This window comes from Agarivorans sp. Z349TD_8, from assembly GCF_050870825.2.
In the GTDB taxonomy this organism is placed as follows: Bacteria; Pseudomonadota; Gammaproteobacteria; order Enterobacterales; family Celerinatantimonadaceae; genus Agarivorans.
Genome location: NZ_CP194037.2, coordinates 3,952,095 through 3,967,745, shown reverse-complemented (window position 1 = coordinate 3,967,745; position 15,651 = coordinate 3,952,095). Strand labels below are relative to the sequence as shown.

At 41.7% G+C, this 15,651-nt stretch carries 12 protein-coding genes; 10 read left to right on the top strand and 2 right to left on the bottom strand.

The annotated features are described in order from the left end of the window. Positions 1 to 1,956: 1,956 nt before the first annotated feature. From ACRRS1_RS17795 to ACRRS1_RS17765, 7 genes are all read left to right on the top strand, one after another. A complete protein-coding gene (locus ACRRS1_RS17795) occupies positions 1,957 to 2,865 on the top strand; it encodes a hypothetical protein (protein WP_432460055.1) in 909 nt (302 codons plus the stop codon). Beyond that, the gene (locus tag ACRRS1_RS17790; RefSeq protein WP_432460054.1) at positions 2,862 to 3,263 is read left to right on the top strand and encodes a hypothetical protein; all 402 of its coding nucleotides are present in this window, start codon (positions 2,862 to 2,864) and stop codon (positions 3,261 to 3,263) included. Before ACRRS1_RS17795 ends, ACRRS1_RS17790 begins: the two co-directional genes overlap by 4 nt. Positions 3,264 to 3,579: 316 nt before the next feature. Beyond that, positions 3,580 to 4,569 carry a transposase gene (locus tag ACRRS1_RS17785; RefSeq protein WP_432451858.1) on the top strand — a complete coding sequence of 330 codons (990 nt, stop codon included), beginning with the start codon at positions 3,580 to 3,582 and terminating at the stop codon, positions 4,567 to 4,569. A 417-nt stretch (positions 4,570 to 4,986) separates the two neighbouring features. Beyond that, positions 4,987 to 5,670, top strand: coding sequence for a winged helix-turn-helix domain-containing protein (locus ACRRS1_RS17780; RefSeq protein WP_432467240.1), 684 nt, complete (start codon positions 4,987 to 4,989; stop codon positions 5,668 to 5,670). 12 nt (positions 5,671 to 5,682) lie between these two features. Then, positions 5,683 to 6,894, top strand: a complete 1,212-nt coding sequence (locus ACRRS1_RS17775; RefSeq protein ID WP_432467241.1) for a HAMP domain-containing protein — start codon at positions 5,683 to 5,685, stop codon at positions 6,892 to 6,894. After that, entirely contained in the window at positions 6,870 to 7,277 is a 408-nt protein-coding gene (locus tag ACRRS1_RS17770) for a sensor histidine kinase (RefSeq protein WP_432467242.1), read from the top strand. Before ACRRS1_RS17775 ends, ACRRS1_RS17770 begins: the two co-directional genes overlap by 25 nt. 167 nt (positions 7,278 to 7,444) lie before the next feature. Then, positions 7,445 to 8,020, top strand: coding sequence for a porin family protein (locus tag ACRRS1_RS17765; RefSeq protein ID WP_432467243.1), 576 nt, complete (start codon positions 7,445 to 7,447; stop codon positions 8,018 to 8,020). A 306-nt stretch (positions 8,021 to 8,326) separates the two neighbouring features. On the opposite strand, the gene ACRRS1_RS17760 is transcribed toward ACRRS1_RS17765, so the two are convergent. Then, positions 8,327 to 9,486 (bottom strand): IS3 family transposase gene (locus ACRRS1_RS17760; RefSeq protein WP_432462893.1). Its coding sequence is split into 2 segments (ribosomal slippage): positions 8,327 to 9,237 and positions 9,237 to 9,486, totalling 1,161 coding nucleotides; the frame shifts between segments, so codons are not numbered across the junction. 342 nt (positions 9,487 to 9,828) lie between these two features. On the opposite strand from ACRRS1_RS17760, the gene ACRRS1_RS17755 reads away from it, so the two are divergent. The 3 genes from ACRRS1_RS17755 to ACRRS1_RS17745 all read left to right on the top strand — a co-directional run bounded on the left by ACRRS1_RS17755 (position 9,829) and on the right by ACRRS1_RS17745 (position 14,236). Beyond that, positions 9,829 to 10,335: a hypothetical protein gene (locus tag ACRRS1_RS17755; RefSeq protein ID WP_432451863.1), complete on the top strand. Its 507-nt coding sequence runs from the start codon at positions 9,829 to 9,831 to the stop codon at positions 10,333 to 10,335. A 1,997-nt stretch (positions 10,336 to 12,332) separates the two neighbouring features. Then, positions 12,333 to 13,808, top strand: a complete 1,476-nt coding sequence (locus ACRRS1_RS17750; RefSeq protein WP_432451864.1) for a pectate lyase family protein — start codon at positions 12,333 to 12,335, stop codon at positions 13,806 to 13,808. Between the two features lie 248 nt (positions 13,809 to 14,056). Further along, on the top strand, positions 14,057 to 14,236 hold the full coding sequence (locus ACRRS1_RS17745) for a hypothetical protein (RefSeq protein WP_432451865.1): 180 nt from the start codon (positions 14,057 to 14,059) through the stop codon (positions 14,234 to 14,236). On the opposite strand, the gene ACRRS1_RS17740 is transcribed toward ACRRS1_RS17745, so the two are convergent. Then, positions 14,226 to 15,374 carry a N(5)-(carboxyethyl)ornithine synthase gene (locus tag ACRRS1_RS17740; protein ID WP_432451866.1) on the bottom strand — a complete coding sequence of 383 codons (1,149 nt, stop codon included), beginning with the start codon at positions 15,372 to 15,374 and terminating at the stop codon, positions 14,226 to 14,228. The genes ACRRS1_RS17745 and ACRRS1_RS17740 overlap by 11 nt on opposite strands. Between the last annotated feature and the right edge of the window lie 277 nt (positions 15,375 to 15,651).

The window sequence follows — 15,651 nt, the reverse complement described above, 5'->3', positions numbered from 1 at the left end:
GTTTAGTTCAAGTTTAAGTAAAAGATGCAATTATTAGTGGTAGCGTCAAGATGGTAGCTTCTGTCATTTCGAGGGTGTAACGCTCAGTGAACTAAAGCTGAGTAGTTTCCAACTTGAATGTCAGAGAGACTTCAATTGCACTAGATGTTCTAGTGCAGTAGTTTCCAACTTCATTGGTTTTTAGGAAATTATAAGTTGTTGATTTCGGGTTCGGGTCGGTTTCCAACTAGAATTGCCGTGATCAGTTGGTTAACGATTTAATGAGGATAGTTATTTTAATTAAGTTGGTTAATAACTAATTAAAGGCTGGAGAAATAAAATCTATCACATAATGTCATCCACGACCCCTTTGTTTATAGGTGTTTCGGGTAACGATACACACTTAAAAGCACATATACAAGACTGCTTTGAAAACCACGTTTCTATTAAAAATAGACAGCTAGCCTACTGGGGAATATGGTTCACTACTGATGATCAAAGTGCGACTGCAAAATTATGGCGTAGACAAAAAGTTTATCCATTTAAAGTAGATTCCTACAAAGAAATTCCTAAGATTATTTTCAAAATTTGCCAAGAAGCATCGAAAATCGAATAAATGATTCCTTGAACAAACAACAGACCAAACTAAGATATACCAATTACTAACATTTACTGAATTAATGATTATACTGATTTATCCAACATATCTAATGATTGAAAGATACCTTCTACCCCATGATTGGGAAGGTCGGTAAGTACCGAGAGCCAATAATTTTTCCTTTCAAACTCGGATAGGTAGAGCCCCAGTAACTCCTAGTTACCTTCGATGGTTAAACTTACTACGGTTTAAATTACCTTGCTAATATAACGACCATCTTGTTTTGTTAGATAACGTACTTTGGTGATCTAAGAACTAAACATTGAACAAACTTGATGCTGAATTGAATTTTTAGTTAACCAACTTAATTCCACAAAGCTCGATAGATAAGACATCATTTTGAGGTAATTTAACCAACTTCCATTCTTGAAGAACGTTTTCGAGCCCTCTAAAGCTAAAGGTCTTGTTAACCAACTTCATTACATAACCTCAACTTGATCTCGTCAATTGAAGTAGGAAACTGACATCAGGCTAAAATTGGACAGAAGCGAGTGCTGCGAAAGTAGTGCTCGCTTTTTTGTAACTCACTATTGCCCCAAAATGAGTTCGCTTATTTTTTTGGGGAGCTGTTAGTCGCGCTTTTGTCATTTAGTTTTGGATCGATCTGTTAGTGAGGGTTTCGCCCTGACGGCGATATACTAAGCTTGCTTGGCTAAAGCTTAGTATACAAAAGAAAGGCCACCCAGCATCTTCTTAGATCCTCCGTTGCTCACTCACAAGGGCGTTGAAGTAAACACTACGCTCAAACAGACTTCAACTTTAATCCCTTATTCATTTGCGCTACTCGGCGAAGATGATGGGATTTAAAAGCGTAATCTTGGCTATCAAGAGTGTGAAAGATTTTTGCTTTTAGAATGGGTGTCTAGTTTATTGCATTATAATCGAACAGAAGAGCTTGATGCTTTGAGGTGAGTAACGCAAAAGCTTGCCGAGAACAAAGGCCGTTAAGCGTTGTTGTTGGTAAGCGCAGAGTGGGTAAGACGCGCTTATTGAAAGAACCATTTTTTAGCGCTCAGGATGGGAAGGAAGGCTCTGTACCTGTTCATCAGCCGAAAAAGTGAAGCGATGTTGGTTGATGAATTATCTAAACTGATTTCATCCGCGTTGGGGGTAAAGTTCTTTCGGCCAACTTCATTTCAGATCACCAAAACCTTTTAGTGTTTTATGATAGAAAGCGAAGCAGCGATGCTGCGCTTTTTTCTGCTTGTTTGGTTTTGTCTGATGTTTTTATTGCTTGATTAAATTGTTGTTGACTGCGTCAATATTAATGAGTATTTTATCAGTACACCAGCTATTAATAAAATTCTTAGGAATAACTCTTGATTTCGTTACTAATGAATGGCTCTGTGGGAGAGCGAGGCAAAAATTCTTCCGCTGATGTTTATCTGATCAAAGCCTTGTTAAATTCATACGCCCGAAATACTAAAAAAGCTGTGTTACCAATGAATGGCAGTGTTGATGCTGCAACTTTGGGATTGTTGGAAGAATTTCAGAAAAAAGTTGTACGAATGGCTAAGCCTGACAGATTGGTTTCTGTAGGTGGAGGCACTTTTAAGAAATTGGTTGAGCACCTTAAAACAGGTTTTACAGTTCAATCGCTTACAGCGCCTAAAAAAGGTTTATTAACTTGGGTGGCTGAAGGACACGAAGGCGGACTATTCCATAGCCGATTACTTCATGTTCCCAGTTCCAACTCTGGCTTAACAATAGGCCGAGGGTATGACATGAAAGATAAGTCGTCTAGTTTAGTCGCTTCCCAGCTGATGAAAGCAGGCATTGGCTCTACAGAGGCGATGAAAGTAGCAGCTGGCGCCAGATTAAAAGGAAAGGCAGCGAAAGACTTCGTCATTGCCAACGATCTTTTAGACTTTGAAGTTAGCCCAAAAACTCAATTGGCACTGTTTAATATTGTATATGGGGAGAAGGAAAAAACAGTACTGCGTATATGCAAAAAAGCTGATACGGTTGCGGCTTATGGCTTTGTTAATTGGGGTGCTTTGCCTGGTTCTTTATTAGAGCTATTTATTGATTTAACGTATCGGGGAGATTATTCGGGTACAACACGTAAATTTCTACAAAAACCTTTAGCTCAAGGGGACATACCAGCCTTGAAGTTATTATTTAATGACCGTTCTAAATGGGCTTCAGTACCTTACGAGCGATTTAAGGCTCGAAGCAAGTTTGCCTATTCAATTTCTAATATTTCACCAGCTCAGGTTACGCCATGAAACACCTATTAAAAACTATAACGCTTAGCTTAGTATTGTTTTCTGGCTCGGCTTGCACCCAAGAGAGTAAGTCTTTTCAAGCAAGGGACGAAGTTGTTGGTATTGTCGGTAGCGAAACAGTGACTTACACGAGATACAACACAGAGGAGCAGCCATGTATCACTCTGCGGCTAGAAAATGCAAATGTTTCTAAAACTCTATGTGACTTCACCGATCAACTAGGTAATACCGTAGACGTAAGGAAAGATGTTGCGGCTGTAGACTACCTTTCTCCAACATTTGCAGCTCAGGGTCTTGAAGTGACCTTAGATTTAATCTCTTATTACTTGGATTGTCGTATTCCACTTACCAAATCAACGATTGGTGAGCCTGTTTGCACATTTAAGGATATGGACTAATAGGAAGGCAAGATAGTTAGCCACCTGAGGTAGATTAGATAGATTAGACATCCACCCTGCTTACGGTCTTACAAGGGCCAAGTCGGAGAGGTCTTTGTGGGTGTAAAAGTCCCAGATAATTAGACATCCACTCAAACTAGCCAAATGACGATAATAATCTAAACTATCAATAGCAGATAATTAGACATCCACCCTAATTAGCCAAATGATGATAATAATCTAAACTATCAACACCAGATAATTAGACATCCACCCCAATTAGCCAAATGATGATAATAATCTAAACTATCAATAGTGTTTTTTTGGAGTTATTGCCATGCCTCGGTCAAGACAGTCGCAAGTGAGCTTATCGGATACGCCTTACTATCATTGTGTTTCCCGCTGTGTTCGGCGGGCTTTTTTATGTGGCGAAGACAAGCAAAGTGGTAAAAGCTATGAGCACCGTCGCCAGTGGGTGGAAGACTATTTGCTGCAACTTACTGCGGTTTTTGCCATTGATGTCTGTGCTTATGCTGTTATGAGTAATCACACTCATGTGGTATTGCACATCGATAAGGCCAAAGCCGAAGCCTGGTCAATGGATGAAGTCTTAGAGCGCTGGCATATTTTGCACCAAGGCACCTTACTGACTCAAATGTATCTCAATTCTGAGTTACGTCCAAAGTTAAGTGAGGTGCAACTACAGGCCATTCACGCCACCGCCGAAGTGTATCGGACTCGACTCTTTGATTTAAGCTGGTTTATGCGCCATTTAAATGAACATATTGCTCGAGCCGCCAATAAAGAAGACCAATGCACTGGGCGCTTTTGGGAAGGCCGTTTTAAATCACAAGCCTTACTCGATGAAGCAGCACTTGCCGCCTGTATGGCCTATGTGGATTTAAACCCGGTTCGCTCAAATATGGCAAGTACGCCTGAAACCTCGGACCACACCAGTATCAAACAGCGCATTCAGCAAGCCAAACAAGGTCAGCAACCCAAGCCGCTAATGCCTTTTGTCGGTAACCCCAGAGAAACCATGCCTAAAGGCTTGCCTTTCGAGTTACAAGACTACCTGCAACTGGTGGAACTTACCTGTCGAGTTATCAGAGAAGATAAACGTGGTTATATCGATGATGCACAAGCGCCCATTTTACAGCGCTTACAAATCGATGAAGAAAGCTGGTTAGCCTTAAGCACGGGTTTAGAGCATCACTTCGCCAGTGTGGTTGGGGCTGGTCACTCGCTAGAACGTTACAAACACCAGCATAAGCAACAGCGAATTAAAGGCATGGCAGCAGCTAAACGCTGGCTTGATGCTGGGTAAGTAATTTATAGTCTGATTTTTTGTCGACTGAGTAGGTATTTAGCATATCTCGAATCACTACGTTTTTCGCCCTCATGAATCGCTTCGCATTGACTAAAGCTTTGATTAACGCCCCAGTATGTAAGGTGTTTAAGAACAAGTTGGCTCTTCAAAGTTGATTTGAGTTGATGACATCGACTGATGCTCATTGGATAGTTAGTATGGCTGTCTAAATATTTAGTCTCTTAACTCATATCCAAGGCTTCCGGAACAGATTATTGTTAATTTGGTAAGTTTTTGTCACAATTAGTCACAGTCTATCGCTGCTTACCACGTATGATAACGGCCAGATTCATTTTCATCATAGGGGCGAATAAATTGAAACCTTCGTGCGATAGACATCCATCAGATAGTTATTCAGCCGATAAGAAACACATCATGTTGGTAGAAGATGACATCGAACTTGCTCATTTGATGAAAGACTACTTCACTCATCATCACTTCACGGTGTCTTTGATTCAAAATGGCCTTGATGCGGTTCCTGCAATCCTAGAGCAACAACCAGATCTTGTTATTCTAGATGTGATGCTACCCGGACAAAATGGCGTTGATGTTTGCAAGCAAGTGCGTCAGCAATATCAGGGAATAATTTTAATACAGACCGCGCTTGATGATGATCTTGACCAAATCACGGGCTTGGAGTCCGGAGCAGATGATTATGTGGTGAAGCAGGTGAATCCTCGTCTACTTTTATCCCGCATTCATTCTCTTTTCAGGCGTGTGAATCGGCAAGTTCAGGCGCAGACTAATCAGGATTCCGATCAGACACGTCAATGCGGGGCATTGACGATATCTTATTCAGATCGGAGTGTTAAAATTAATGATCAGATTCTGGCTCTCACGACTGCCGAATTCGAGCTTCTGGCATTATTGGCGGCTTCTCCGGGGAAGGTTGTAAGTCGAGAAACGATCATGCAAGAACTGCGTGGCTATGAATATGATGGCCTTGACCGTTCTATTGATCGACGTATTTCCAGATTGAGAAAAAAATTATCTGAAGACTTAGCTGAACAAACGTTTATCAAAACAGTGCATGGCAAAGGCTATCAACTCTGTTTCTAAGGAATCCGGTTTATGTTTCGAGCATTTTCAGGCTTATGGTTACTCGTTTTTATTCCCTTATGTTTTTTACTTTTCCCATCACGTTACAGTCCAATTCACTGGTTTAATCAACATATTGAGCAAGAACGGTATGTTCATCTCTATGGTGGAACACTGACCCTACTTGAGCAGCAGTTACTTATGCAGCCGCAGGCTGCATGGCCCCAAAAACTTGCTCATATTTCACCTTATTTTGGCTATGGACTATCACTCCAGCAGATGTCAACGCTATCCCTTTCTGAGTCACAGCAAGCAGCATTATCCGCGGGAAACATCTTGTTTATTAATGCTGAACCAGAGTACCTGTTGAAGCGGCTGCCAAACAGTGATTGGGTTATTCGTCTTTTTGTCGATATCACACAAGAAGAAGATATCGACAGGGCGTCATCTGGGACAATCTATCTGCTTAGGAAAGCTCTCGAGCAAACCCCTGTGACACAATGGCAAGCTTTGATTCAGCGACTTTCATCTCAATTTCATCTGCGATTACAAAAGCAATCAACCATTGTATTCACGCCCTCAGAGCAGGCTCAATGGGATAAAAGGGCCAGTTTTTGGCGATTTGATGCTACACATCAACTGGTTTTTTATACTGCAACGCCTGAAAAAGGGATGACATTGGTTGTATCATCGCTACCTTATTCTTCGAACACACCGATGGTGCTTTTAGTGGTTATTCTGATGTTCGTTTTATTGGTATCTGTCGGAATGTTTTTTTGGAGTTACCCGCTCTGGCGTGATCTGAAACGTTTGAGTGATGCGACAACACAATTTGGTCAGGGCGATTTGTCTCAACGCTCTCCGATTCCCAAGGTTGCAGCCGTGGCGAATCTTAGCCGGCAGTTTAATCAAATGGCACAACGTATTGAGCAAACTGTTCAGGGCCAACGCACACTTACCAATGCCATTGCTCATGATTTACGTCAACCCTTACATCGAATGAGATACTCAATACATCGTCACTCACTGCGTCTGAACAGGCAAGGTACCAGCAAAGCATTGAGCACAGTATGCAAGATTTGGATCATCTCATTAATCAAACACTTCAGCTTTCTCGTTATAGTCATGATCGCGAGCAAATCCGGTTTTCTGAACAGGTTTTGGCGCAATTGCTGCGAAAGGAGTGTAACCATGTTGCTCTCGCAAATCCGTCGCTGTCTGTGGTATTGCATGCTGCGCCGTTAATCCGTTTACGAACCACATGGATTGATCCAACAGCGATCCGGCGCGCTATCAATAATTTATTGAGTAATGCTTGCCGTTATGCCGTAACGACGATTGAAATCCATCTCAATTATGATGCAGAGCAAGATCAGTGGGTGATTGATGTGTGTGATGACGGACCAGGGGTTCCTCCTGAGCATCGTGAACAGATTTTCAATCCTTTTGTTCAACTGGATAACGCTTCCCGAACTCAGGAAGCTGGCCATGGCCTTGGGCTGGCAATTAGTCAACAAATTGCACACTGGCACCATGGGCAGCTTACGGTGAGCGATTCTCTCATGGGTGGCGCTTGTTTTACCTTCCGGTGGCCATGTCATCTTCAATTATTACCTGTTTCGAATTAGCCATGTATCGAGCTATTTCAACACGGATTTCGCCCTTTTTTGCCCCTCATTTGTGATTGTCTCAATCTGTCACAAATAGTCACGAAGGGGCTACAGACGCACCTGATACTTCACCTCTAGAATAGTCTCATTAAACATTTATCCATCCACAAGTAGTGAATAACATTATGAGAAATAAAGAAGTAAAAACCGTCAGAATTCTTTCTATGGTGATAGCGAGTCTCTTAGTTTCCGTGCATCAGCCTGTGTTTGCCCAAACGAATAGCTTTGGGCTGTCTTTGGGTATTGGTTCAATGAATGTAGACGACGAAGCAGACAATGATGAGACTAATACAGCCTGGACCGGGTCTATCGAGTATGAGCGACGCTTTTATCCATCTTTTGCTATGAAAGTTAGCGGACATATCGGGAATGCGACAAGCGTTAAAACCAAAGATATTGGTAAGACGACCACTTCAGAGCGAGATATTGACTACAAAGCTATCTCTCTGAGTGCCGTAGGATACTATCCTCTCGCACAAAACCATGAGCTTTATCTCTCTGCCGGAATCAATGCCAATGAAGTAAAAATGGACCCTAAATCGGGCCCATCTACCGATAAGGATGGTATTGGTTATACCGTGCAGGCTGGTTGGCAATATCATTTCAATCAGAGAACAGCGATGCATGTTGGCATACAGCGCTTGGGACTTAAGGATGTTGACATCAATACCGCCAATATCGGCTTAAGCGTGTCATTTTAAGTCATTCTGTTTTAGTTAACCCAAATTGGACACTTTCAGTTGCAATAAAAGGGGCAGAGTAACTATAAATATCTGCACCCTTTAGCGCCTTGCTATCTTAACTAAAAATGAAAAGAGAAGACGAAGATAACTAGACAGCCACCCCAACTACAGATTTGAGTTGATAACATCGACTGATGCTTATTCGATAGTTAGCATGGCTGTCTAAACTAGAATATCGGATGATTAGACCCGATTGCTCTTTGGAAAACAGCGGAAACGGGTCGTTAAAAAATATCGGCAGTTTGTCTATGAGGGATGTACTGGTCAACCCAAACTGGACACTTTTAGTTGAGAATTTTCAAACGCCACCGGTGATAAATCACCATTGGCCGAATGAAGCCGCTCTAAGTTGTAATACTTCATATAAGCAGCCACATCTTGCTTCATAAATTCTCGTGTTGGCTGATTAACTTTAAACAGCCAATCGTGTTTTAAACTTCCAAAGAATCGTTCAACAACAGCATTATCCCAACACGCTCCTACATCGCCCATACTGGCTCGAATATCAAAACCAACTAATAGCTTACGATATTGTTTACTGGTGTACTGTGAGCCTCTATCACTGTGAAAGACTAAGCCTTTAGGTGGTTGCCGTAAGTTGTAGGCTTTAATGAGTGCTTTGGAAATTAAGTCTGTAGTCATCCGTTTATCAATATGCCAGCCAACAATTCTGCGAGAGTATAAATCCATCACGACTGCTAAATACATCCAACCCTCGCCTGTTTTTAGGTAGGTCACATCACCAGCCCAAACCTGATTAGCAGCGCTTGGGTTAAAGTTCATATTTAGCAGGTTATCAGCGACTGCGTCAGAGTGTTTACGCTGCGTTGTCACTTTATAAGCTTGCCGTTGGGTCACTTTCAGCCGCAAGCGTTGCATCATTGTACGGACAGCATAGCGGCCTACTTGGTAGCCTTCCTTGCGCAATTTCTTCACCATCTCACGATTCCCTAGGCTACCTCGGCTTTTCTTGAATAACTGGCGAACACGGCGATAAAGCTTCAAAGTATCAAGGCCTATCACGTTCGCAGGGCGTTTAAGCCAATCGTAATAGCCTGATTTACTTACGTTCATGACTCGGCATAGCTGCGCAACAGGGAACTGATTTGAGTGTTTTTTTATGAAGCGACATTTTACTTCATTTCTTTCGCAAAGAAGGCGCTTGCCTTTTTTAGTATTTCTTTCTCCATGCGTAATTCTTTGTTTTCTTTGCGTAATCGCTTGAGTTCATCACGCTCAGACTCTTCTAGGGTGATGCCTTGCCGTTGGACTTCGTACCTTTCTTTCCACTTGTAAAGCAGGCTAGTGCCAACCCCTAGAGATTTTGCAGCATCAGCAACACTGTAACCTTGCTCCAACACCATTAGTACCGCTTCATCTTTAAATTCTTGTGGATAACTCTTGTGTGATTTTTTCAAACTCATATAGACCTCTTAATTCATTAACATACTGTCTCAAAATTAAGTGTCCGATGGAATTAGACCAGAACAGGAAGTGAGAAAGCCGCTTTATTCATGGATCCCCTTATAAATCTTCCAACCCTGCTGAATATCTCAAATTCTCTAGATATATTGATTATAGTGAATGATGGATGGTGGGGATGTAAGCATGACGTATTGGCTCCTCTTCCCTTATATTAAGACTTGCATCTTATGGTGTGTCTCTAGTTCGGCTAAACCTCGTTTAATGCAGAAGATTGAGACTTTCACCGGGATCATTATGTCTGGTTTTTTATGTCTGTCTTCATCATGTTGAAGGAGTAACATATGGAAGATTTAGAACGTCAAGAACATCTTCAAGCAGTAACAAAGAGGTTAGTATCTTTCACTGGGTTAATTTTGCTTATATTAGCGATTGGCTTGTATGGATTACATGATGATAAGAGGTCATACCTAGTCACATTAGTGTTTGCCTCTGGGCTGTTAGGCGGCTTTGTGAGCATTCAACAGCGACTACCGAAAATAAAATTGCAAGAGTTAAAGACATTATCAACCTCTTGGGTATCTATAACACTGATCCCGATAAATGGTGGAATATTTGCGTTAGTTCTTATGCTGATGTTTATCGGTAATATAATTCAAGGTGAATTATTCCCAGAATATCCGAACAAATTCAATATTTCTAACGCAAATGATTTTTACCAATGGATATCTTTGACTTACCCCAAAACAGGTGAAGATATAGCCAAATTGTTTTTCTGGTCATTTGTCGCAGGCTTTAGTGAAAGATTTGTCCCACAGATAATACGCAAAACAAGCGAAAACAAAACGTAGGCAATTCAACGAGCCCAAGATATTGCTGCTTGGAATAAAAGGAGGGAGGGCCTGATGTTCCTCGAATATACTCATGCTTTTTCAGTCCCGTATTTAGCTGGGCTCGTGTAGAGTATCTTTAGCGTATCTTTAGCGTATCTAAGGCTTTAGGCTAGTGAGCGTTGTTTAATCTGAGTCTTGTATCTTGGTCGTTTATTGAGCAAGTTATAGGGGGTATAGAGAACGTTGCGATGCTCAATTGAATTAGCCAGATAACGATAGTGTTTGCCCGCAGCTTTCAACGCTAGACCAGTGAAGTATAAGATGGGTGAGAGCGGCAATCCTGAGTAACATTCTAAGCCACCTTATGTCTTGGGTTCTAGATGGGTTCATTCCCAGCCCAGTTGTTACATTTTTAAAACTTCTTCAATTTGCATCCGAGTGGCGTAAATTTCTCTACAGCTTTCGGTGTAACCTGCTAGAGGCTTAATGACGTAGCAATCAACCAAGGCTCTTTCTCTTGAGGGAGTAATGGGTTCAGGTCTTGTTTTTTGCTTACAGTAGCTCAAGTTTTACTTAGGCTGTTTTTTATGGTGGCAGGATAATGATTAGACTTAATTGCTCTTTGGAAAGCAGAGGAAACGGGTCGTTAACAAATATCGGCGGTTTGTCTATGAGGGAGGCGAGAAAGCCGCTTTATTCTCGGGTAAGCAAGATAGTGGCTAAAAGCAAAACCTGACCCTGAGTTGCACACAAATTTGCTCATCGTTCTGGTGAGTAAACTCCTTAAGCTATCCAGTCCCAAAGCTCTAAGCCCAGAGGCGTGATTCATAGAATAAAGATGAAAAACTCAACCAGCTAAAATGCAAGGTTTACAGGTATAGATGAAAGCCTTCTTATGGCTGGCATAAGTTTTTTGCTGAGCTCGTCGAGGGAAAGCTGGATGAGGAACGATAACAATAGAAAATTAGCTATTGGTCAGACCTAGAATCTATTAAAGCATTTGCTAGTGAAGATATAGATGTTGAAAAAATTTACCCAGAAGATGAACAATATGAATTAAAGCCAGATACGCATGTGACACATTATAAGGTTCGTGAAAATAGTTGGCTCTAATTAATGCTAGTGTTATTCAGATCACAGAATTATTATAAATACCTAAGCATCTTTATTTGTACGCTATAAAAAAATCCCAATGAAATGCAAATATTTTGACATCATTTAATAATTAATGTTGTCATTAGTTGATTTCAGATTTGGCGTGATGCCAAGTTCAACCATGTTATTGTTTATTTTATTTGAAACACTTCACTGATATGTGTCTCGTCATGCTTGGCTGTGGTCTAGGGAGGTGGCGATGAGTTAAGTTGGTACCATTAGCGCAGCCATCCGCTCAGCGCGAGTTATTTTTAATTCCTGCGGGGATGTTACTCGGTGTGAGATGAGTGATCGCTAAGCGAGTCGCTCTCTGTCTCAAATCAATTCTATCGACTTGCCCATCGCTCTATACATCGACTTACTCGCGCCTACTATCGACTCAAATAAGGTTATTTTTGTAGACCATAGAAGGCTAACAATTAGCAAACCGCATTGGTCGTGAGTGTTTATTGATACTTTTAACTACTGCGTATTAACGGGGGGGGGGGGGGGATAGTTAAAATTTAGAATCTAGATCACAAATTTTGAATACAAATCTGGCTTTCTTTTCATTCTGGATTAAAGGCGTCTCGAACCTTACAAGAAGCAAATTGTCGATAACTAATATATTTTGTGCGCTAAATCTAAAATCGAGATTTTAAAAAAATAAAACAGTATTTTTATTTTGTTTTTCTTGTTAGTTTGTTTGTAGATATAGAGGGTTCCCAAATTATTTTTTTCAAAAAAAATGAAACGAGTATATGAGGGGGGAAACAAACTTTTTATGTTTTTTATATATCTAAAAATCAAAATTCTATTTGAAAATAGGCATCGGTTAGGAAACCGAAAATGTTTATTTTCAACATTATTCGGAGAATAAAATGAATAGAACGATTCTAGCTGCGTCATGTTTGGCGGCCAGTTTAATGACTGGATATTCAAGTGCAGCCACTATGGATATGGCAAGAGTGGTTATGCCTGCCAATGACGGTTGGGCTGCTGCTGAAGGTCCTGTTACAGGTGGAGCGAAAGCGACTGATGCACATGTTTATACGGTGAGCAGTCGAAAAGCGTTAGTCGATGCGTTGTTAGCTGCTGGCGACAATGCAAAAATCCTCAAAATCAAAGGTACCATCAACTTGTCATCTGATGATCAAGGTCGGGAATTGACTGAAGAAGATTACCGAGTTGCACCTTACAATTTTGAAGATTATAAAAATGCTTACGCGCCAGCAGTTTGGAACGTGAAGCCACTGATCAAGAAGCGTCCAAATAGAAAATTGACCGGCCCTCTTGAAGAAGCGCGTGTTGCCTCGCAAAAAAATCAGAAAAAACAAATCGTTATCGACATCCCATCGAATACCAGCATTATTGGTTTAGGCACTGATGCCAAAATCGTTAAAGGCATGCTACATATTGGCAAAGGCTCTGAAAACATCATCATTCGCAACATAGCCTTTGAAGATGCCTTCGACTACTTCCCAGATTGGGATCCAGGCGATAGCTTTAAACTTGACTCAAGCTACCCTGGCTGTCAGGCAGAATACGTTGATGTGAAAACCGGCCCACAAATGTGTTCAGGTGGCCGTTGGAACTCAGAGTATGATTTAATCTCTATCGCTGGCGGTAAACGCGTTTGGGTTGATCACTGTACCTTCTCTGATGGTGACCGTGCGGATTCAATGTTCCCACCGGTTTACCCATTCCCTCAGAATGAGATTACCCAAAAAGTTCAACACCATGATGGTTTGATCGATATTACTAACCAAGCTGATTTTGTAACTATTTCAAATAGCTACTTCCATGATCATGATAAAGCGTTTTTGATTGGTAATAGTGATAAGAAAAAAGCTGATACGGGTCACTTACGTGTGACGTTACACAGCAACTATTTCAATAATGTTGGCCAACGTATGCCACGTGTTCGTTATGGTAAAATTCACTCATACAATAACTACTTTGTAGGTGATGCATCTGGTGATGGTGTTGGTGATACACGTTATGCAAGACACGTAAGTTCTTTGAAAAACAAACCGCACCATAACATTTTGCGTCAAGCTTTGGGTGCCGGTAAAGAGTCTGCTATCTACTCAGAAGCCAACGTATTTGAAATCGCAAACGGTACAGCCGCTAATGCAATTGGCAACATGAAAGGCAAAGTAGCATTCGATACTGGCTCTATGTTCAATGGCAAGATGATTGATGTGATTGCTGAGGCAAATAAAGTGAGCAGCAAGAAGAAACAATTGTCTAAAGATGTCGGTTGGAAACCAACTCTTTATGGTGACGCGCCAGCGATGCCAGCAAGTGAAGTGGTTGAGTATGTGAAAGCAAACGCAGGTTCTGGTAAGCTTTAATCGCTTCAGAGCAAACCTTTAATATGAAAAGCCGATGCTAACGCATCGGCTTTTTTTATATCTAATTTTAAGCTCGCGATTTTCATTCATGTTTAGCGCGTTGGATGAGAGTTATAAACAACGCTTTTGTGAATAAAGCTAATCGACATCCTCTATTTGATTACGCATCTATATCAGAGCGAGCAGTATCAATTCAAATGGCTTTAAACAAGGTGCATGCTTACAGGCCTTCATCTTAAGGCGAGACCATGGAACGCAGCATAAAGCTATTTGAAACTTACCGACCAGATAACAGGACCAGTTTACCATTTGGTTTTGTTATTTCTAAGGGCTCCTCCATTGCGCTATTACTGGCTTTGAGTTCACCGCGTATTGCATTTTCAGGGGGACTCTCGCTGGTGCTTGTTGAATTTGATTTCACTCGGTAATGGCGACGTGTGGATAGCTTGGCTGGCGATGCTGAAAGGCTAAAATTTCTTCCTTTTGGATCACTCCGCGATCAATATTGATTGCTCGGCGAATGGTGTCACTGTTTTGCCAACTGGCGCGCCCCGCTGCGATCGCAGGGAGATGAACGATAAGCGCGGCAGAAATAGACCGAGAGGCGCTTTCCCACAAATAGCTTGGCGTATGGTCTACAGCGTAATAATCAACATTTTCAACGCTAAATATGGGATCTTGAAAGGTTGTGGGTTTAGCAAAATAAAATCCCATGCCATCGTCACAACTCACATCAATGATTAAGCTACCGTCTTTTAAGCAGGATTTTTCTGCCTCGGTGACAAAATGCACTGGATGATGGGTATCTTGATAAGTGCCATTAATAATAATGCTTGATTCACTAATCAGCTCTGCTAGTGGTCTTTCCGATCCATCGTGCTCGATGATAACCATTCGAGCTTCGCCCTCAGCTCCTTCTCTAAAAGTAACATAATGGCAATCAAGCACTTCTTCGCGCACTTCATGATCAGGACGTTGAATACAAATGGTAATATCTCTGAAGCCATGTGCTTTAAGTGCATAAATGGCACCACGACTTACCGCACCAAAGCTGAAGATAATCACTTTGCGTTGATTACCATAGTGTCCGTCAATGCCTTTCAGTTGCAGCGCATGAATCACCGCGCAGTAGCCCGCCATTTCGTTATTCTTATAAAAAGTATGTCGTCCGACTTGTCCTTGAGGGCCCCATACGTACATATCTTCGAAGGCTATCAAGGTTTGCTTGCGGTTAATTGCGGTTTGAGTGATAGCTCGTTGCTGAGTGCAATGCGGGTAACCCCAAAGAGTGCCGCCTTCTCGAAGTTGTTCAAAGTCGGCAAGCGTGGGTTTTGCAATAATGGTGGTATCCATGGTCTCGAGTATCTCATCTCGTGAGGCAAGCCCTGCTACTTGCGTGGTAAGTTCTGCATCGGACATTCCAAAACGTTCTCCGTAGCCAGTTTCAAAGGTTAGCTGTTTACGCAGTGCTTCTGGGAGTCGAGATAAATGCTCAGGGTGGATTGGAACGCGTCGTTCGTCTTGCTTTTTAGAGGTGCCTATTACGCCTATTGAAGATGTTTTCATAATATTTCCTTTGCTTGAGCGAGCGCGTCAGCAGGATGCTAACAATAAACGTCACAAGCTTAGTGGAGCTATATTGGTAATCGAGGAGGCTTGAAAATGAGAGCTCGTTGATGCGAGAGGGGATGCGAGTCATTTGATACCGTGGAGCGTAGTCTAACACAATTAAGCGCAAGTTTTCGGAGCATTGGCCAGATCCACTGGCGAACAAGAACCCAACTTGGCGAATAACTGAACCGTCATGCGCCTTGCAGGCGAGTCTTCAGCGCAATATTTTTTA

Excerpts from the sequence above, each read along its gene's own strand:
- ACRRS1_RS17790 (WP_432460054.1), top strand. The coding sequence starts at position 2,862 with ATGAAACACCTATTAAAAACTATAACGCTTAGCTTAGTATTGTTTTCT.
- ACRRS1_RS17785 (WP_432451858.1), top strand. The coding sequence starts at position 3,580 with ATGCCTCGGTCAAGACAGTCGCAAGTGAGCTTATCGGATACGCCTTAC.
- ACRRS1_RS17780 (WP_432467240.1), top strand. The coding sequence starts at position 4,987 with ATGTTGGTAGAAGATGACATCGAACTTGCTCATTTGATGAAAGACTAC.
- ACRRS1_RS17775 (WP_432467241.1), top strand. The coding sequence starts at position 5,683 with ATGTTTCGAGCATTTTCAGGCTTATGGTTACTCGTTTTTATTCCCTTA.
- ACRRS1_RS17765 (WP_432467243.1), top strand. The coding sequence starts at position 7,445 with ATGAGAAATAAAGAAGTAAAAACCGTCAGAATTCTTTCTATGGTGATA.
- ACRRS1_RS17755 (WP_432451863.1), top strand. The coding sequence starts at position 9,829 with ATGGAAGATTTAGAACGTCAAGAACATCTTCAAGCAGTAACAAAGAGG.
- ACRRS1_RS17750 (WP_432451864.1), top strand. The coding sequence starts at position 12,333 with ATGAATAGAACGATTCTAGCTGCGTCATGTTTGGCGGCCAGTTTAATG.
- ACRRS1_RS17745 (WP_432451865.1), top strand. The coding sequence starts at position 14,057 with ATGGAACGCAGCATAAAGCTATTTGAAACTTACCGACCAGATAACAGG.
- ACRRS1_RS17740 (WP_432451866.1), bottom strand. The coding sequence starts at position 15,374 with ATGAAAACATCTTCAATAGGCGTAATAGGCACCTCTAAAAAGCAAGAC.